Origin of the sequence: Enterobacter cloacae complex sp. ECL352 (assembly GCF_020149545.1) — a bacterium.
In the GTDB taxonomy this organism is placed as follows: domain Bacteria; phylum Pseudomonadota; class Gammaproteobacteria; order Enterobacterales; family Enterobacteriaceae; genus Enterobacter; species Enterobacter asburiae_B.
This window is the reverse complement of record NZ_CP083709.1, coordinates 4,314,528-4,332,963: the sequence shown is the minus strand read 5'-3', so window position 1 is coordinate 4,332,963 and position 18,436 is coordinate 4,314,528. Positions and strand designations below refer to the sequence as shown.

Here is an 18,436-nt window from a genome sequence, read left to right as displayed (position 1 = left end):
AAGCCAACGCGGCATTCTGTTCACTGCAAAGGATTTCTGCCCGTGACGTTTTTTCATCGCTCAGAGGGTTTACCCCTTCAGGACCTGATCTTCGGTGCGTCAGTCTACTTTCCTCCTCTGTTTAAGGCCGTTCTGGTGGGCTTTATCCTCTGGCTCATCGCGCATCGCCTGCTTCGCGACTGGATGTACTCCGGCGAAATCTGGCATCCCATGCTGATGGATCTTTCCCTGTTTGCCCTTTCTGTATGCCTGGGCCTTGCCGTTTTGACTGTGTGGTGAATATGTCCCTGAAAACGCTAAAGTACTTTTCCACCCTGTTGGTCCTTGCCCTCGCGCTGGTTGCGGGCTGGTGGATGTGGAATTTTTATATGCAGTCGCCCTGGACGCGTGATGGCAAAGTCCGCGCCGAGCAGGTCAGCATTACCCCTCAGGTATCGGGAAGTATTACGACCCTGTTGGTTAAGGATAACCAGTTCGTCAAAAAGGGAGACATTTTATTCCGCATCGACGACACCCCGTACCACATTGCGATCCTGAACGCCCAGGCGCAGCTGGCAAAAGCCCAGTCGGATCTGGCAAAGGCCAACAACGAGGCCAACCGCCGCCGCCACCTGTCGCAAAACTACATCTCAGCGGAAGATTTAGACACCGCCAATATCAACGTTAAGGCGATGCAGGCTAGCGTCAACGTGGCGGAGGCGACGCTGAAGCAGGCGCAGTGGCAACTGACCCAAACCGTGATTACGGCACCTGTTGATGGATGGGTGACCAACCTCTCGGCCCGCGTGGGGAATTATGCCACCACGGGACAACCGATATTCGCCCTCGTCGACAGCCACTCCTTCTACGTCGTGGGCTATTTCGAAGAGACCAAGCTTCGGCATATTCGCGAGGGTTCGCCAGCCGCAATAACGCTTTACAGCGGCTCTCAAAAGTTACAGGGTCACGTGTCCAGCATTGGCCGCGCCATTTACGATCAGAGTGTTGAAACGGATTCAGGCCTGGTGCCGGACATAAAGCCGAACGTTCCCTGGGTGCGTCTGGCCCAGCGCGTTCCGGTTCGCGTGGAGTTTGACCGCTTGCCGGAGGACATTACCCTGGTGTCCGGCACAACCTGCACTGTCTCCATCGGAAACCGGTGATGAAGCTGCAGGGTCTCTCCTGGCAAAACACGCCGTGGATGAAAGCAACGCGTCCCCAGTGGCGCTACGCGCTGCGTAACGGCATTGCCATGTGTCTTGCGCTGACTGTGGCTTATTACCTTAACCTGGATGAGCCCTACTGGGCGATGACGTCTGCGGCGGTAGTCAGTTTTCCGACAGTAGGCGGAGTGATCAGTAAAAGTCTTGGCCGCATCGCAGGCAGCCTGCTCGGCGCCACCGCGGCGCTAATTATCGCTGGCCATACGCTGAACGATCCGTGGCTGTTCCTGCTGAGCATGGCCGCATGGCTGGGGTGCTGTACCTGGGCCTGCGCCCATTTTACCAATAACGTTGCCTACGCGTTTCAGCTGGCGGGCTATACCGCCGCCATCATCGCCTTTCCGGTGGTTAACGTGCTCGACACCACCGAGCTGTGGGATATTGCGCAGGCGCGCGTCTGTGAAGTGATTGTCGGGATCCTCAGCGGCGGCTTTATGATGATGATCCTTCCCAGCACATCCGACGGCACCGCGCTCATCACTGCGCTCAAAACCATGCACACCCGGTTGCTGGAACACGCGAGTCTGCTGTGGCAACCGGATACCAGCGACGATATCCGCCTCGCGCATGAAAAGGTGATCGGGCAGATCCTGACGATGAATCTGCTGCGCATTCAGGCGTTCTGGAGCCACTACCGCTTTCGCCGCCAGAACACACTTCTTAACTATCTGCTGCACCAGCAGCTGCGCATGACCAGCGCCATCTCCAGCCTGCGCCGGATGCTGCTCAACTGGCCGACGCCGCCTGAAAATACCCGAGCCGTGATTGAAACGCTGCTCGCGGCCCTTGCGCGCCCGGATGCGGACATTTACACCGTAGCGCGGATTATCGCCCCGCTCGCCCCGGTTGATGAGTACGACTACCGCCATCGCGCCTTCTGGCAGCGCCTGAATTACTTTTGTCGGCTGTACCTGCGCAGCAGCCGCTGGATTACGGCCGTCGAAAACGCGACACCATTGACGGAGTTCAACGTCCCCGGCAGCCCGGCACTTGCGCGCCATACCGACTATCTTGAAGCGCTGTGGGGCGGTTTTCGCACCTTCTGTGCGCTGATGCTGGTGGGGGCGTGGAGTATTACCACGCAGTGGGAGTCCGGTACGGCGGCCCTGACGCTTGCCGCCATCAGCTGCGTGCTTTATTCCGTCGCGGCCTCGCCGTTCAACTCGCTTACGCTCCTGCTGCGCACGCTGGTGCTGCTGTCGCTGTTCAGCTTCGTGGTGAAGTTTGGCCTGATGGTGCAGATAAGCGATCTGTGGCAGTTCCTGCTGTTCCTGTTTCCCTTGTTGACCACCATGCAGCTTCTGAAGCTGCAAATGCCTAAGCTGGCGGGCCTCTGGGGACAGCTGATTGTCTTTATGGGCTCGTTTATCTCCGTGACGAATCCACCTGTTTATGATTACGCCGATTTTCTCAATGACAACCTGGCGAAGATCCTGGGCGTGGGGCTGGCGTGGCTGGCTTTCGCGGTGTTACGTCCCGGCTCCGATGCACGCAAGAGCCGCAGGCATATCCGGGAGCTACGCAGAGGGTTTGTCGATCAGCTCAGCCGTAAACCGCATCTGAGCGAAAACGAATATGAGTCGCTGGTCTATCATCACGTCAGCCAGCTGAATAACAGCCAGGACGCGCTGTCCCGGCGCTGGCTGCTGCGCTGGGGCGTGGTGCTGTTGAACTGCTCGCACGTGGTCTGGCAGCTGCGCGCGTGGGAAACGCGTTCCGATCCGCTGTCGCAGGTTCGTGATGTTTGCATCTCCCTGCTGCGCGATGTAATGAGCGAGCGCGGTGTCCAGCAGAGGCCGCTGGAAGCCACGCTGAATGAACTGCAGCGGATCTGCGATACGCTGGCACAGCATCATCTGCCCGCAGCCCGTGATTTGGCCTCAATAATCTGGCGCCTGCACTGCTCGCTGTCGCAGCTGGAACAGGCACCGCCACCGGGAACGATTGGGGATCAGATCACGCCGCACGCATAGCGTGCTCCGCCGCCGCCAAGCGGTTTAGGCCGATCGGACATATTGTCGCCGCCGACATGGATCATCAGCGCCTTGCCTTTCACCTCATCCAGCTTTTTCAGTCGCGGCGCGACAACAGGATCGGTGGCTTTACCGTCGTTATTCACCACCAGCACAGGCAGATCGCCTAAATGCCCCATTCCATCCGGGCCTTCATGCTTGCCGGAATGCTGCGGATCGAGGTGCCCTCCTGCCGCTTCCGCCGCAGACGGTTTACCTTCTTTTAAAGCGGGCTGACAGCTGCCCTTGGCGTGAACATGGAAACCATGTTCACCGGGAGGGAGGGCTTTGAGGTTGGGGGCAAACTCCAGTCCTTTATCGGTTTCAGTGATTTTCACCGTTCCGATGGACTGACCCACACCCTGTGGGGTGACGAGATTCATTTCCACTTCGTCACTGGCTGCCTGCGCCCCTGCGCAAACAACCAGCGTGACCAGTGCCAGAGCAAAACGCTTCATAGTGACCTCCGCGGGTTATTTTTTGCCCCTTAAGTGTATACCAGGGGCAAAGATTTCACCGGAAAGTCACCTTCAGGCGCTTTATGGTACGTCGTAACCCAGCGCGGCCTTACGGATGCGGAACCACTGCTGACGGGTCATCTGCAGCTCTTCAGCAGCCAGTGCAGAACGCACACGTTCTATTTTGCCGGAGCCGATAATGGGCAGCGGTTTTGACGGCAGGCGAAGGATCCACGCGTAAACCACCTGCTCGATGCTCTCCGCGTTCAGTTCGCGGGCGATGGTTTCAAGCTCGTTGCGCAGCGGCTGGAATTCCTCATCATTAAACAAACGTCCGCCCCCCAGGCAGGACCACGCCATCGGGCGAATGCGCAGCTGCTGCAGCTGATCGAGCGTGCCATCCAGCAGCAGCGGCTGGTGTACCGGGGAGATCTCAACCTGGTTGGTGGCGAGGGTGAACGGCAGACGAGACTGAAGCAGCGCAAACTGTGCCGGGGTAAAGTTTGACACGCCGAAGTGACGCACTTTCCCACTCTGGTGCAGGTTCAGGAAGGCTTCCGCCACCTCATCGGCATCCATCAGCGGGTCGGGGCGGTGGATTAACAGCAGATCGATACGATCGGTCGCCAGATTGACCAGCGACTGCTCGGCGCTCTTGATGATATGCGCGCTGTCGGTGATGTAATGACCGAGGGCATGTTCAGGTTTTGCCGTGGTGGCAATCCCACACTTCGTGACGATCTCCATGCGGTCGCGCAGGGCCGGAACAAGCTTAAGCGCCTCGCCGAACGCGGCCTCGCACTGGTAGCCACCGTAAATATCCGCATGATCAACCGTGGTGATGCCTAAATCGAGGTGCTCTTCAATAAAGCTCGCCAGCTGGAGGGGGGACATATTCCAGTCCATCAGGCGCCAGTAGCCCATCACAAAACGGGAGAATTCTGGCCCCTGGGGGGCAAGGGTAATTCGCTGAACCATAACATTTTCCTCAAGGACGTAATGTCATGAGTATACGCAATTACCGTGTTAAAAAAGTGAAGGTTGCTGGGGTTCTTCAGTCTCACCCGCTTTGTTTGCGCGTATTTTGCGCAGAAGACGCTGTCGGCAGAGGCGTAACACCTCCTGCTTTTGCGTGTCGCTAAAGTTTTGCCAGTTAAAACGCTCATCGCGGGTACGCATGCACCCGCGGCAATATCCGCGTTCATCGACCTGACAAATACCCCGGCACGGGCTCTGGATGGGGAAAAACTCCAGCTGCTCTGCCACACTCACCTCCCGATAGCTACTCTCACCTACAGTGAAGACGTTAATCGCGCCGCGTGCAAGGCCGTATCACAGATTTGTGGCATTAAGGTTTCACTAATCTTCCCTCTCTATACTCGGCCCATCATGACAATAACGGGTTTACCGATCGATGTGGTTAATCAGAAAGTTACAATGTAACGACATTAAATTTACTCTGGGCTGTGCACTCTTTTTTACTCTGCTGAACGGGCTGTTTATCCAGCGCAGCTGGGCCATTATCGGCCCAGTGCATCTGCACGACTTCCTCTTTGCCGCCTCCGTCCCGCTGGTGCTGTTTTGCGGCTGGGTGATTGTCTTTAGCCTGCTTAACATCCCGTATCTCCGCAAGCCGCTGCTGATTGTATTGACGATCGGATGCGCCGCGGCGACCTATTTCATGTATACCTACGGCGCGGTGATCGATCAGAACATGATTGTGAACGTGTTCGAAACCAACTCTCAGGAAGCGACCGCCCTGGTGACCCCGCAGATGATTCTGTGGATTGTCATAGCCGGCCTCGTGCCTTCCGTGGTGCTGGCGTTGACCCGGATTCGTACCGGAAAATGGTGGTATGCGCTGCTGACGCGCGTTGCCGCGATGCTCGGCGCCCTGCTGGTGATTATCCTGATTGCCGCGCTGTTTTATAAAGATTACGCGTCGCTGTTCCGCAATAACAAAAGCATCGTCAAAATGGTCACCCCGGCGAACTATGTCAGCGCCGTGGTGAAGTACAGCAAGATGCGCTGGTTTGCCGGCGATCAAACGCTGGTGCGCATTGGTGAAGATGCCCACAAAGGGTCACTGATTACCGGTCAACAAAAGAAAACCGTTCTGGTGCTTGTCGTCGGCGAAGCCTCTCGCGCGGCAAACTACTCCCTGAACGGTTACGAACGCGAAACCAACCCGGAGCTGAAAAAGCAGGACGTGATTAACTTCCCGCAGGCCTCCTCATGTGGTACCGAAACCGCGGTTTCCGTTCCGTGCATGTTCTCCGGCATGACGCGCAGCAAATACGATGCCGACCTGGCTCACCATCGCGAAGGGCTGCTCGACGTGCTTAAGCATGCGGGTATCAACCTGATGTGGCGCGACAACGACGGCGGCTGTAAAGGTGCCTGCGATCGCGTGCCCCATACCGACATGACGCAGTGGCAGCTGGATCAGTTCTGCAAAGACAAATCCTGTATCGACGATGTGAACTTCAACCGTCTGGACAACGTGCTGGATGGCGTGAAGCAAGATACGGTGCTGGTTATCCACCTGATGGGGAGCCACGGTCCGGCATACTATCGCCGTTACCCGGACAACTTCCGTAAATTCACCCCAACCTGCGACACTAATGAAATTCAGGATTGCGACCATCAGGCGCTGATCAATACCTATGACAACACTATCCTCTATACCGACAGCATGGTCAGCAAAACCATTGATGCGCTGAAAGCGCGCCAGTCGAGCATGAACACCGCGCTGATTTATCTTTCAGATCACGGTGAATCGCTGGGTGAAAGCGGTATTTATCTGCACGGCACGCCGTACATGCTGGCGCCGGAGCAGCAAACGCATATTCCGTTTATGTTCTGGCTGTCACCGGATTACGCGAAAAACTTTGGTATCAACGAACAGTGTTTGCGCGACAATGCAGCAAAAAATGCGGTTTCCCAGGACAATTTATTCTCAACCGTATTGGGTATGATGGACGTGAAATCAACGGTTTATCAACCGCAGCTGGATATACTGAGCGCATGTCGTCAGTAAACTCGCTTGCATTAGACCGAACGGTCTATTAGAGTGCGGCCATGAGCAGAAATACTGAACACGATACCCGCGAACATTTACTGGCAACCGGCGAGCGACTTTGCATGCATCGCGGGTTTACCGGTATGGGGTTGAGCGAGCTATTAAAAACCGCTGAGGTACCGAAGGGGTCGTTTTATCACTACTTCCGGTCCAAAGAGGCTTTTGGCGTAGCGATGCTGGAGCGTCATTATGCTGGCTACCACCAGCGTCTGGCGACCCACTTTGCGTCGGGTGAAGGTAACTACCGGGATCGTGTTCTGAACTACTATCAGGAAACGCTGAACCAGTTCTGTCAGCAGGGCATTATCAGCGGATGCCTGACCGTTAAGCTGTCTGCAGAAGTGTGCGATCTTTCTGAAGATATGCGCACGGCGATGGATAAAGGTGCCCGCGGCGTTATCGCCCTGCTGGCCCAGGCGCTGGAGAAAGGCCGCGATGAAAAAACGCTGGCCTTTTCCGGCGAGCCGTTAACCCAGGCGCAGGTGTTATATGCGCTCTGGCTAGGCGCTAACCTGCAGGCAAAAATTTCGCGCAGTGCCGTGCCGCTGGAAAGCGCGCTGGCACATGTGAAAAACAGCATTACTGCGCCTGGCATTTAACAGGCGTTTTTATTTACCCAACTACTAGTCGACTGGTCTACTCAGGAGTCTTTATGTCCGCTGAAAAATTATTTACCCCACTGAAAGTGGGTGCCGTCACTGCGCCAAACCGCGTGTTTATGGCTCCGCTTACCCGCCTGCGCAGCATTGAGCCGGGCGACATCCCAACCCCACTGATGGGTGAATACTATCGTCAGCGCGCAAGCTCTGGCCTGATCATCACGGAAGCCACGCAGATTTCCGCTCAGGCTAAAGGGTATGCGGGTGCGCCGGGTCTTCACAGCCCGGAGCAGATCGCCGCATGGCAGAAAATCACCGCGGGCGTTCACGCTGAAGAGGGTCGCATTGCGGTCCAGCTGTGGCATACCGGTCGTATCTCTCACAGCAGCATTCAGCCTGGCGGCCAGGCTCCGGTCTCCGCTTCGGCCCTGAGCGCAAATACCCGTACGTCCCTGCGTGATGAAAACGGCAATGCGATCCGCGTGGATACCTCTATGCCACGCGCGCTTGAGCTGGACGAGATCCCAGGTATCGTGAACGACTTCCGCCAGGCCGTGGCTAACGCCCGTGAAGCCGGTTTTGACCTGATTGAGCTGCACTCCGCCCATGGCTACCTGCTGCACCAGTTCCTGTCACCGTCGTCCAACCATCGCACCGACCAGTACGGCGGCAGCGTCGAAAACCGCGCTCGCCTGGTGCTGGAAGTGGTTGACGCCGTATGCCAGGAGTGGAGCCCGGATCGTATCGGGATCCGCGTCTCCCCAATCGGTTCTTTCCAGAACGTCGACAACGGTCCGAACGAAGAAGCCGATGCCCTGTACCTGATCGAAGAACTGGCTAAACGCGGCATCGCCTATCTGCACATGTCCGAACCGGACTGGGCAGGCGGTAAGCCTTACACGGACGCTTTCCGTCAGAAAGTGCGCGAGCGTTTCCAAGGGGTGATCATCGGTGCGGGGGCTTATACCCCGGAGAAAGCCGAAGACCTGATCGGCAAAGGGCTGATCGATGCCGTCGCGTTTGGCCGCGACTACATCGCCAACCCGGATCTGGTTGCCCGCCTGCAGAAAAAAGCGGCCCTGAACCCGCAGCGCCCGGAAAGCTTCTACGGCGGCGGCGCGGAAGGCTACACCGACTACCCTTCTCTGTAATCTCGCCATTGTTCATTGATAGCGGCGATACTTCGCCGCTATACTAAAACATCGTTTCTGTTCAAAAAGACAGTCTATTCCATTGGTTAATGAGGAAATTATGCGCCTACTTCACACCATGCTGCGCGTTGGCGACCTGCAACGTTCCATTGATTTCTACACTAACGTCCTGGGCATGAAGCTGCTGCGCACCAGCGAAAACCCGGAATACAAATACTCGCTGGCGTTCGTGGGTTACGGCCCGGAAACGGATGAAGCGGTGATTGAGCTGACCTACAACTGGGGCGTGGACAGCTATGAGCTGGGCACCGCCTACGGCCACATCGCGCTGGAAGTGGACAACGCGGCCGAAGCGTGTGAACGCATTCGCAGCAACGGCGGTAACGTTACGCGCGAAGCGGGTCCGGTAAAAGGTGGCACCACCGTGATTGCGTTCGTGGAAGATCCCGACGGTTACAAAATCGAACTGATTGAAGCCAAAGACGCGGGTCGCGGTCTGGGCAACTGATCCCTCAGGGCGCAACATGCGCCCGTAGTTTTACTGCATCACCCTGCAAAATTTGCCATAATGCGCTCTGCTTTTTCCCCTTGTAAGAGACCCTGATGTCCGATAACGCTCAATTTAGCGGTCTGTGCGACCGTTTTCGTGGTTTTTATCCCGTTGTCATTGATGTAGAAACAGCCGGATTTAACGCTAAAACCGATGCGCTGCTCGAAATTGCCGCCATCACGCTGAAGATGGATGAACAGGGCTGGCTTACACCGGACACCACGCTGCATTTCCATGTTGAACCTTTCGAAGGGGCAAACTTACAGCCGGAAGCGCTGGCGTTTAACGGTATCGACCCGCACAACCCGCTGCGTGGCGCAGTCAGTGAATATGATGCGCTGCACGCCATTTTTAAAATGGTGCGTAAAGGCATGAAAGAGAGTAACTGCAGCCGCGCCATCATGGTGGCCCATAACGCCACCTTCGATCACAGCTTTACCATGGCTGCCGCGGAGCGCGCCGCGCTCAAACGCAACCCCTTCCATCCTTTTGTGACCTTCGACACCGCTGCGCTGAGCGGCCTGGCTCTGGGACAAACGGTGTTATCAAAGGCCTGTATTACGGCCGGCATCCCGTTCGACGGCACGCAGGCGCACTCCGCTTTATACGACACGGAGCGCACCGCAGAGCTGTTCTGTGAGATCGTTAACCGCTGGAAGCGTCTTGGCGGCTGGCCGCTGCCGATGGGCGACAGCGAAGAATAAAAAAAGCGACCTTATCAGGTCGCTTTTTTATTTGCGCAGAAAATTACTCTGCGTCCGGCTCTTCAGTTTTGTACTTCGCCGCCGTCTCTTTGATCAGCTGCTGCAGTTCGCCGCGCTGATACATTTCAATCAGGATATCGCAGCCGCCAACCAGCTCACCGTCTACCCACAGCTGTGGGAAAGTCGGCCAGTTAGCGTACTTAGGCAGCTCAGCGCGGATGTCCGGGTTCTGCAGGATATCAACGTAAGCAAAACGCTCACCACAGGCTGACAGCGCCTGAACCGCTTGTGCGGAGAAGCCGCAGCTTGGCAGCTTCGGAGAACCTTTCATATACAGCAGAATTGGGTTTTCAGCGATCTGGCGCTGGATTTTTTCAATAGTGGTGCTCATGTCTTGCTTCCTTTAACTTCTGTTACGGCATTCGTCTGACATTGTAGCGGTTCAGACTGGCATCGGAAAATAACATTTTTGTCACGTTTATACATTCTACCCCGAGTCACGAAAAGTTGCATTGCAAATGGTGTTTACCCCTGCGGCGGTCAGGGTTTTGCTTAGGGAGTGGGCAAATGTGCGACAGAACGATGAATTTTTTTGCACTTGCTAACGAAACACGATTGTAGATTGAAAAATGCTATTAACTTTCTGGGTTTTTATAGATTAGAATCGACGGGCTTTGTAAATCACACGCGGGTATTATTGATGACCTGCATTTATCAGGGGACTGCCCAGTGGCGCGGATAAATAAAATCTCGATCACGCTCTGTGCTTTACTGTTTACTTCACTCACTTTCACGCCAGTGGCAAACGCCTCTCAGCAGGCGCGGCATTCTGCTGTACAAAAAAACCATCTTGTGAAAGCCACAGAACGTAAGAATAAAACCACCGCTAAGAACGACAAGAAAAAAACACCGGCTCAGACGAAACAGACCGCTTCCAGCAAGACGAAAACAAAACCTTCCCGCACTGCCCACTCCGCCAAAAGTAAAGCTTCGCAAACCGCCGCTAACCTCGTTACTGAAAAATGCATCACGCGTAAAGGCCACAAGGCGAAATGCACGAAGGTCACGAAAATAGCGGAAGTGCATAAAGTGCGCGTACAAAAAGCGCAGAAAACCGCGATGAACAAACTGATGGGGCAGATTGGCAAACCTTATCACTGGGGTGGCAGCTCGCCGCGTACCGGCTTTGACTGCAGCGGCCTCGTCTATTACGCCTATAAAGATCTGGTCAAATTCCGCATTCCTCGTACCGCCAATGAGATGTACCACCTGCGCGATGCCTCACCGGTTGACCGCGGTGAGCTGGAAAACGGCGATCTGGTGTTCTTCCGCACCCAGGGTCGCGGCACGGCTGACCACGTCGGCGTGTATGTCGGCAACGGGAAATTCATCCAGTCTCCCCGTAGCGGCCAGGATATTCAGATCACTTCTCTCAGTGAAGACTACTGGGTACGTCACTACGTCGGCGCGCGTCGCGTGATGACGCCAAAAACCATTCGCTAACCCCTGCCCTGCCGCATCCGTGGCAGGGTAAGTTCCTCTTTTGCATACCCTTTCAATTTGCTATCCTGTCCATGTTGTCTGTGTGGTTATTGGCAACACAAAATACAATAAGGAGAGAAGCAATGTCGTTCGAATTACCTGCACTACCGTATGCAAAAGACGCCCTGGCACCGCACATTTCTGCGGAAACCCTGGAATATCACTACGGCAAGCATCACCAGACGTACGTCACCAACCTGAACAATCTGATCAAAGGCACCGATTTTGAAGGCAAAACGCTGGAAGAGATCGTCCGCAGCTCAGAGGGTGGCGTATTTAACAACGCCGCTCAGGTGTGGAACCACACCTTTTACTGGCACTGCCTGGCACCGAATGCCGGCGGTGAACCTGTCGGTGAACTGGCTACCGCTATCAATGCCGCATTTGGCAGCTTCGCGGATTTCAAAGCGAAATTTACCGATGCAGCCATCAAGAACTTCGGCTCTGGCTGGACGTGGCTGGTTAAAGAGGCGGATGGCAAACTGGCTATCGTGTCCACCTCTAATGCGGGTACCCCGCTGACCACCAGCGCGAAGCCGCTGATGACCGTGGACGTGTGGGAACACGCTTACTACATTGACTACCGCAACGCGCGTCCGAACTACCTGGAGCACTTCTGGGCACTGGTTAACTGGGACTTTGTCGCGAAGAACTTCGCCGCGTAAGAGACACGCAGAAGGGTTCGCCCTTCTGCGTTTTTGGTTTATTCCGCAGCGCAGGCTGCTTCAGGCTGTTTACGACCCGACATCATCACCAGCAGCAGGCCGAGCGCGGCAATAATCGCCCCCATCACCGGCACAAAGCTGTACCCCAGACCACCTGAAATCACGGCCCCACCGGCCGCCGCGCCCAGGGCATTACCCAGGTTAAACGCACCGATATTCACGGAAGATGAAAGTCCCGGCGCCTCGTGCGCGACACGCATCACGCGCATCTGCAGCGGCGGCACCACGGCGAAAGTGGCGGCTCCCCAGACGACCATCGCAATCGCGGCCCCAAACTCATTGCGCGCCAGCCACGGAATGGCAACCATGATGACAATCAGCAGGGTTAAGAAGCCCTTCAGCGTCCCGCTCACGGAACGGTCGGCAAATTTCCCGCCGAGATAGTTGCCAATCGAGAAGCCCACGCCAATCAGCACCAGCATCGCGGTAACGAAGAGAGGCGTTGCGTGGGTGATATCGTGCAGTACCGGTGAAATATAGGTGTAGAGGGTAAACATCGCCCCTGCCCCCAGCACGGTGGTGAGCAGCGCGGAGAGCACCTGCGGGCGCATCAGCACCGCCAGCTCTTTACGCACTTCCGGACGTTCTCCGGCATTGCCTTTCGGCAGGGAGAAGAACAGCGCCACCATTGCAACCACGCCCAGCCCGGCCGTCGCCAGGAAAGACATACGCCAGCCGATCGCTTCTCCCAGCCAGGTTGCCGCAGGCACCCCGCCGATATTGGCAATCGTCAGCCCCATAAACATGGTTGCCACGGCGCTCGCCTGCTTGTGTTTTGGCACCACGCTGGCAGCCACGACCGACCCCAGCCCAAAGAACGCGCCGTGGTTAAGGCTGGTCAGAATGCGCGACAGCATCAATGTGGTGTAGTCCGGCGAAATGGCCGAAAGCACGTTGCCCAGGGTGAAAATCGCCATCAGGAAAATCAGCGCATTGCGGCGCGCGCGGTGCGAAAGAAGAAGGGTCATCAGCGGCGCCCCTACCATCACGCCGATAGCGTAGGCGCTGATTAACATCCCTGCCGCAGGGATAGAGACATCTACGCCCCGGGCAATAACAGGCAGTAACCCCATTGGGGAGAATTCAGTGGTGCCAATCCCAAAAGCGCCAATCGCCAGGGCCAGCAGGGGATAATTGATTTTCATGCGTCAACTCCGGATGCCGTGTCATGTGGTGACACAGAACAAAGAAGCAGAAAGCATGACATCAATCACAAAAAATGAGAAGTTAACAAAATGGCAAAAGATTTTTGCCAGAGAAGTAACAATCCGGGGAGTCGGGAGGGAGAAGGCTCTCCCTCCGCGTAAATCAGTGCAGCGCAGCCGTCAGACCGGCCGCAACAATCAGAGCCAGCACAACAACGGTGGTGAACAGCGAAAACTTAAGATCGGAACTCATCAATTTTTCTCCTTTTAATCCCCACACGAAAAGTGAGCTTGCTCATTTTTGCACAGATTACGTCAAAAATCTTCCTGGATTTATACTGATAACCACTTTACCTCTTCCCCTTTTCATCAAGATAGGACAAAATTCCACGCTAAATTTATTAGCGTACCGGCCATTGACCCCCTCCTGACGTCCCGTGTCGTTTTCCCGGCGTGCCGCAATTCAAGATTGCGAGATAAGGGTGAGAGAAGGCAAACGTTTACCTTCAAGTTTTTCAGGAGCTTAGGATATGGTCTGGAGTGACATTTAATGGCAACAATTAAAGACGTAGCAAAACGCGCAAACGTTTCCACTACAACCGTATCACATGTAATTAACAAAACCCGCTTTGTGGCGGAAGAGACGCGCAACGCCGTCTGGGCAGCGATCAAAGAGCTGCACTATTCGCCAAGTGCGGTTGCGCGTAGCCTCAAGGTTAATCACACCAAATCCATTGGATTGCTGGCGACCAGCAGTGAAGCGGCCTATTTTGCCGAGATCATTGAAGCGGTCGAAAAGAACTGCTTCCAGAAAGGCTATACCCTGATTCTGGGCAACGCGTGGAACAGCATTGAAAAACAGCGTGCCTACCTGTCGATGATGGCGCAAAAGCGCGTTGATGGCCTGCTGGTGATGTGTTCCGAGTACCCGGAATCCGTGCTGTCGATGCTGGAAGAGTATCGCCATATTCCGATGGTGGTGATGGACTGGGGCGAAGCGCGCGCAGACTTTACCGATTCCGTTATCGATAACGCCTTTGAAGGCGGCTATATGGCCGGTCGTTATCTGATCGAACGCGGCCACCGCGAGATTGGCGTGATCCCCGGTCCGCTGGAGCGCAACACCGGCGCGGGCCGTCTGGCCGGTTTTATGAAAGCGATGGAAGAAGCGTTGATCAACGTGCCGGAAAACTGGATTGTGCAGGGTGACTTTGAGCCGGAATCGGGCTACCGCGCGATGCAGCAGATCGTCTCCCAGCCGCACCGTCCGACCGCCGTGTTCTGCGGGGGCGACATTATGGCCATGGGCGCGCTATGCGCTGCCGACGAGCTGGGCCTGCGCGTACCGCAGGATATTTCCGTGATCGGGTATGACAACGTGCGTAACGCGCGTTTCTTCACCCCGGCGCTGACCACCATTCACCAGCCGAAAGATTCGCTGGGCGAAACGGCCTTCAACATGCTGATGGACAGGATCGTCAACAAACGCGAAGAGTCGCAGTCTATTGAAGTTCACCCGCGTCTTATCGAACGCCGTTCCGTTGCGGACGGTCCGTTCCGCGACTACCGTCGTTAATCGCTTTACGGGGCCAGCTATGCTGGCTCCCGTAACCATTCCCGGTTCAGCGTTTCGCTGTCTCCCAGATAATCCAGCAGCCAGGCCATCGCAGGCGAGACGTCATTTTGCTGCCATGTGAGGCAGCAGGCCGCATCCGGGAACGGATTCTCCAGCGTCAGCTCAACCCACTCTCCGGTATCGATGCGCGGACGCGCGAAATGAACGGGCACCATCGCGACGCACAGCCCGGCGCTGAGGCACGTCGCCGACGATTCCCAGTCAGGGGCCACCACCCGCCGCTGGTTGTCCAGAAGCCAGGTGATACGCTTGGGCAATGAACGGGACGTATCCTCCAGCACCAGCGACGGCCAGTTGCGCAGCGTGTCATCGCTGAGCGGCCCTTCCATCGCCGCCAGCGGATGGTCGCTTGCCACCACGCATTTCCAGCTCAGCATCCCCATATCGCGAAAAGCGTAACGTCCCCCGACCGGGATCGCCTGCGTAGCCCCAATCGCCATCTCTGCCCTGCCGTCCGCCAGCGCATCCCAGACGCCGTTGAACACCTCCTGCGAGACCCGCAGCTCGACGTCAGAGAAATGACGGTAGAAATCGACGATCATCTGCCGGGTGCGTTCCGGCTTAACGATGTTATCCACCGCGATGGAAAGATGCCCCCGCCAGCCGTTAGCGATCTGCTGACACTGTTCGCGGGTGATCTGCATTTTTTTGATAACAGAACGCCCTTCCTTCAAAAACCACGCGCCTGCGGGCGTTAATTCCACATCACGATGCCGCCGTTCAAACAGCGGAACCGCCAGCCACTCCTCCAGTTGGCGCACCGTGTAGCTTATTGCCGAAGGGACGCGGTGCAGCTCCTGCGCCGCACCGCTGAAGCTGCCGTTACGTGCAACAGCATCGACCACTTCAAGAGAATAATCTGACCACATTTTCTGCCTGCAAATTTTTTGAATGCACCCGCCAAATATTAGCGTTTCACAAGCGGCTTTGCACTCCCTACACTCAGCGCCAATGTATACCTGCCTCCTCAGGAGAATAAAATAATGCAACCCAGGAACGGTTTTTTAGCCTGGCTCGGCGGCTTAAGCGTGCTGGGCTTTTTGGCCACCGATATGTACCTGCCGGCGTTTGCCGCCATGCAGGAAGATTTGCAAACCCCGGCTGCCGCCATCAGCGCCAGCCTGAGCTTATTCCTCGCCGGCTTTGCCTTCGCACAGCTGCTCTGGGGACCGCTCTCGGATCGCTTTGGTCGTAAACCGGTGCTGTTGCTGGGCCTGGCCATTTTTGCCGTGGGCTGCCTGGGGATGTTATGGGTACGCGATGCCACCTGGCTGCTGGTGCTGCGTTTTATTCAGGCCGTGGGCGTCTGTGCCGCGGCAGTGACCTGGCAGGCGCTGGTCACCGACTACTATCCGGCTAACCGCACAAACCGTATTTTCGCTACCATTATGCCGCTGGTGGGCCTCTCACCTGCCCTCGCTCCCCTGCTGGGCAGCTGGATCCTCGCGCATTTCGACTGGCAGGCCATTTTCGCCACGCTGTTTGCCATTACCCTGGTATTGATGCTGCCGGCGTTCGCCCTTAAGCCAGCGCATAAAAAAGAAGCGCATGCAGACGCGAAGCCGATTACCTTCACTTCCCTGCTCAGCGCCAAAGCCTATCGCGGGAATGTCCTGATCTATGCAGCCTGCTCGGCAAGCTTCTTCGCGTGGCTCACCGGCTCGCCGTTCATTCTGCACGATATGGGTTACAGCCCGGCAGCCATCGGCCTGAGCTATGTTCCGCAGACCATCGCATTCCTGGTAGGCGGGTACGGCTGTCGCGCGGCGCTGCAAAAGTGGGAAGGTCAGCAGATGCTGCCGTGGCTGCTGGTGCTGTATGCGCTGAGCGTTATCGGGACCTGGGCCGTTGGCTTTATTCCGGGTGCCGGTCTGGCCGAAATTTTGATCCCCTTCTGCGTGATGGCCGTCGCGAACGGGGCGATTTACCCTATCGTTGTAGCCCAGGCGCTGCGTCCCTTCCCGCAGGCAACAGGCCGCGCCGCCGCGCTGCAGAATACCCTGCAGCTGGGGCTGTGCTTCCTGGCAAGCCTGGTTGTATCGGCGCTGATTGCCACGCCGCTCCTGACCACCACCAGCGTGATGCTGGTGACCGTTGCGCTGGCGGTGTTGGGCTATCGCATGCAGGCCTCCGCGCAGCGTGCGCAGGAAAAGAGTGCTCAGGTTGAAACGTCACATGCCTGATTGCGCCAGAAATCATGTTAATTTTCAGTGATTAGGTTGCTAAGAATTTTCTATTGAATCACCAAATTTTGAGGCCTATACTAAATTTGGTTCGATTAAATACGATAAATATTAAGTGTTAACGGGAGCCGGAGTGCTCCCGTTTTACCATGGAAGGCATTTCGGCAAGGGTTATCTCCCTTCCTCTGTTCTACGTCGGATATTAGCCTCGCGGTATTTACCGTGAGATTTCTCACAAACCAAAAAAAGCGTCTACGCTGTTTTAAGGTTCTGATCACAGTAGGGTGATGGAGAAGCTATGAGTTCATCGTGTATAGAAGAAGTCAGCGTTCCGGACGATAACTGGTCCCGGATCGTCAGTGAACTGTTAGGTCGAGCAGGCATCACTATCAATGGATCATCGCCATCCGATCCTCAGGTTAAACATCCCGACTTTTTTAAACGCGTGCTGCGAGAGGGATCGTTAGGCCTGGGAGAAAGCTACATGGACGGCTGGTGGGAGTGCGAACGTCTGGATACCTTTTTCGCCAGCGTGCTGCGTGCCGGTCTTGAAAATCAACTCCCTCGCAATCTGAAAGACACCCTGCGCGTCGCCTCTGCCCGACTGTTCAATCTGCAAAGTAAAAAACGCGCGTGGATCGTTGGTAAAGAACACTACGATCTTGGCAACGACCTGTTCAGCCGTATGCTGGACCCTTTCATGCAGTACTCCTGCGCCTACTGGAAAGAGGCGTCGACGCTTGAAGAGGCCCAGCAGGCCAAGCTGCGTCTGATTAGCGAGAAGCTGCAGCTCCAGCCCGGAATGCGCGTGCTGGATATCGGCTGCGGCTGGGGTGGGCTGGCGTATTTTATGGCGAAGCACTATGGCGTCAGCGTCGTCGGCGTCACGATTTCAGCGGAACAGCAAAAAATGGCGCGGGAACGCTGCCAGGGCCTCGATGTGGATATCCGGCTGCAGGATTACCGTGATCTTAACGAACAGTTTGACCGGATCGTTTCCGTCGGCATGTTCGAGCACGTCGGGCCGAAAAACTACGCTACCTATTTTGAGGTGGTGGATCGGAATCTGAAACCGGACGGTATCTTCCTGCTGCACACCATCGGCTCTAAGCGGACCGACAATAACGTCGACCCGTGGATCAACAAATACATCTTTCCGAATGGCTGTTTACCGTCCGTCCGCCAGATTGCCAACGCCAGTGAACCCCATTTCGTGATGGAAGACTGGCATAACTTTGGCGCGGATTACGACACCACGTTGATGGCCTGGCATGCGCGTTTTCAGGAGACCTGGCCAGAAATTGCGGACAACTATTCTGAACGATTCAGGCGGATGTTTAGCTATTATCTGAATGCCTGCGCGGGGGCGTTTCGCGCACGGGATATTCAGCTCTGGCAGGTGGTATTCAGCCGTGGGATTGAACACGGATTACGTGTCGCACGCTAA

The 18,436-nt window shown here is 56.0% G+C and carries 20 protein-coding genes; 13 read left to right on the top strand and 7 right to left on the bottom strand.

Features of this window, described 5'->3' with window-relative positions:
- The first annotated feature begins 42 nt into the window (after positions 1–42).
- Genes LBF07_RS21280 through LBF07_RS21270 form a run of 3 tightly spaced genes read left to right on the top strand, consistent with a single transcriptional unit; the run spans position 43 to position 3,175 of the window.
- Positions 43–279 (top strand): DUF1656 domain-containing protein, encoded by a 237-nt coding sequence (locus tag LBF07_RS21280; RefSeq protein WP_032657739.1) that lies wholly within the window; start codon positions 43–45, stop codon positions 277–279.
- 2 nt (positions 280–281) lie between these two features.
- On the top strand, positions 282–1,142 hold the full coding sequence (locus LBF07_RS21275) for an HlyD family secretion protein (protein WP_058840751.1): 861 nt from the start codon (positions 282–284) through the stop codon (positions 1,140–1,142).
- Positions 1,142–3,175, top strand: a complete 2,034-nt coding sequence (locus tag LBF07_RS21270; RefSeq protein ID WP_094935198.1) for an FUSC family protein — start codon at positions 1,142–1,144, stop codon at positions 3,173–3,175. The genes LBF07_RS21275 and LBF07_RS21270 overlap by 1 nt, the downstream gene beginning before the upstream one ends.
- On the opposite strand, the gene sodC is transcribed toward LBF07_RS21270, so the two are convergent.
- The 3 genes from sodC to LBF07_RS21255 all read right to left on the bottom strand — a co-directional run bounded on the left by sodC (position 3,154) and on the right by LBF07_RS21255 (position 4,938).
- Positions 3,154–3,672, bottom strand: coding sequence for a superoxide dismutase [Cu-Zn] SodC (sodC, locus tag LBF07_RS21265; RefSeq protein ID WP_045887807.1), 519 nt, complete (start codon positions 3,670–3,672; stop codon positions 3,154–3,156). The two genes, LBF07_RS21270 and sodC, sit on opposite strands and share 22 nt — an antisense overlap.
- 81 nt (positions 3,673–3,753) lie before the next feature.
- A complete protein-coding gene (locus tag LBF07_RS21260; protein WP_032657749.1) occupies positions 3,754–4,650 on the bottom strand; it encodes an aldo/keto reductase family oxidoreductase in 897 nt (298 codons plus the stop codon).
- Positions 4,651–4,698: 48 nt separating this feature from the next.
- Positions 4,699–4,938 (bottom strand): DUF1289 domain-containing protein, encoded by a 240-nt coding sequence (locus LBF07_RS21255; protein WP_008500587.1) that lies wholly within the window; start codon positions 4,936–4,938, stop codon positions 4,699–4,701.
- Positions 4,939–5,086: 148 nt separating this feature from the next.
- On the opposite strand from LBF07_RS21255, the gene eptA reads away from it, so the two are divergent.
- The 5 genes from eptA (at position 5,087) to rnt (ending at position 9,758) form a co-directional block, all read left to right on the top strand.
- Entirely contained in the window at positions 5,087–6,712 is a 1,626-nt protein-coding gene (eptA, locus tag LBF07_RS21250) for a phosphoethanolamine transferase EptA (protein WP_094935196.1), read from the top strand.
- Between the two features lie 41 nt (positions 6,713–6,753).
- Positions 6,754–7,353, top strand: a complete 600-nt coding sequence (locus tag LBF07_RS21245) for a TetR/AcrR family transcriptional regulator (protein ID WP_029739798.1) — start codon at positions 6,754–6,756, stop codon at positions 7,351–7,353.
- Positions 7,354–7,406: 53 nt separating this feature from the next.
- Positions 7,407–8,504: an alkene reductase gene (locus LBF07_RS21240; RefSeq protein ID WP_094935195.1), complete on the top strand. Its 1,098-nt coding sequence runs from the start codon at positions 7,407–7,409 to the stop codon at positions 8,502–8,504.
- 100 nt (positions 8,505–8,604) lie between these two features.
- A complete protein-coding gene (gloA, locus tag LBF07_RS21235; protein WP_013096923.1) occupies positions 8,605–9,012 on the top strand; it encodes a lactoylglutathione lyase in 408 nt (135 codons plus the stop codon).
- Positions 9,013–9,107: 95 nt separating this feature from the next.
- Complete coding sequence (gene rnt, locus LBF07_RS21230; RefSeq protein WP_023311355.1) at positions 9,108–9,758, top strand: ribonuclease T; 651 nt, start codon at positions 9,108–9,110, stop codon at positions 9,756–9,758.
- 43 nt (positions 9,759–9,801) lie between these two features.
- Here the strand turns inward: rnt and grxD are convergent, their stop codons facing one another.
- Positions 9,802–10,149 (bottom strand): monothiol glutaredoxin 4, encoded by a 348-nt coding sequence (gene grxD / locus LBF07_RS21225; RefSeq protein WP_003832760.1) that lies wholly within the window; start codon positions 10,147–10,149, stop codon positions 9,802–9,804.
- 338 nt (positions 10,150–10,487) lie between these two features.
- On the opposite strand from grxD, the gene LBF07_RS21220 reads away from it, so the two are divergent.
- Together LBF07_RS21220 and sodB are read left to right on the top strand one after the other, a co-directional pair.
- Complete coding sequence (locus LBF07_RS21220; RefSeq protein WP_094935194.1) at positions 10,488–11,261, top strand: C40 family peptidase; 774 nt, start codon at positions 10,488–10,490, stop codon at positions 11,259–11,261.
- 122 nt (positions 11,262–11,383) lie between these two features.
- Entirely contained in the window at positions 11,384–11,965 is a 582-nt protein-coding gene (sodB, locus tag LBF07_RS21215) for a superoxide dismutase [Fe] (RefSeq protein WP_029739795.1), read from the top strand.
- A gap of 38 nt (positions 11,966–12,003) precedes the next feature.
- Here sodB and LBF07_RS21210 read toward each other — a convergent pair whose 3' ends face one another.
- Together LBF07_RS21210 and LBF07_RS21205 are read right to left on the bottom strand one after the other, a co-directional pair.
- Positions 12,004–13,170 (bottom strand): MFS transporter, encoded by a 1,167-nt coding sequence (locus LBF07_RS21210; RefSeq protein ID WP_094935193.1) that lies wholly within the window; start codon positions 13,168–13,170, stop codon positions 12,004–12,006.
- Positions 13,171–13,333: 163 nt separating this feature from the next.
- Positions 13,334–13,423, bottom strand: a complete 90-nt coding sequence (locus LBF07_RS21205; RefSeq protein WP_008500596.1) for a YnhF family membrane protein — start codon at positions 13,421–13,423, stop codon at positions 13,334–13,336.
- 297 nt (positions 13,424–13,720) lie between these two features.
- On the opposite strand from LBF07_RS21205, the gene purR reads away from it, so the two are divergent.
- Positions 13,721–14,746 carry an HTH-type transcriptional repressor PurR gene (gene purR, locus LBF07_RS21200; RefSeq protein ID WP_023335431.1) on the top strand — a complete coding sequence of 342 codons (1,026 nt, stop codon included), beginning with the start codon at positions 13,721–13,723 and terminating at the stop codon, positions 14,744–14,746.
- A gap of 17 nt (positions 14,747–14,763) precedes the next feature.
- On the opposite strand, the gene punR is transcribed toward purR, so the two are convergent.
- Positions 14,764–15,675 (bottom strand): DNA-binding transcriptional activator PunR, encoded by a 912-nt coding sequence (gene punR, locus LBF07_RS21195; RefSeq protein ID WP_023311350.1) that lies wholly within the window; start codon positions 15,673–15,675, stop codon positions 14,764–14,766.
- A gap of 114 nt (positions 15,676–15,789) precedes the next feature.
- Here punR and punC point away from each other — a divergent pair, with 114 nt between their 5' ends.
- Both punC and cfa read left to right on the top strand, forming a co-directional pair.
- Positions 15,790–16,989 carry a purine nucleoside transporter PunC gene (gene punC / locus LBF07_RS21190; RefSeq protein WP_094935192.1) on the top strand — a complete coding sequence of 400 codons (1,200 nt, stop codon included), beginning with the start codon at positions 15,790–15,792 and terminating at the stop codon, positions 16,987–16,989.
- Between the two features lie 298 nt (positions 16,990–17,287).
- Entirely contained in the window at positions 17,288–18,436 is a 1,149-nt protein-coding gene (cfa, locus tag LBF07_RS21185) for a cyclopropane fatty acyl phospholipid synthase (RefSeq protein WP_023335428.1), read from the top strand.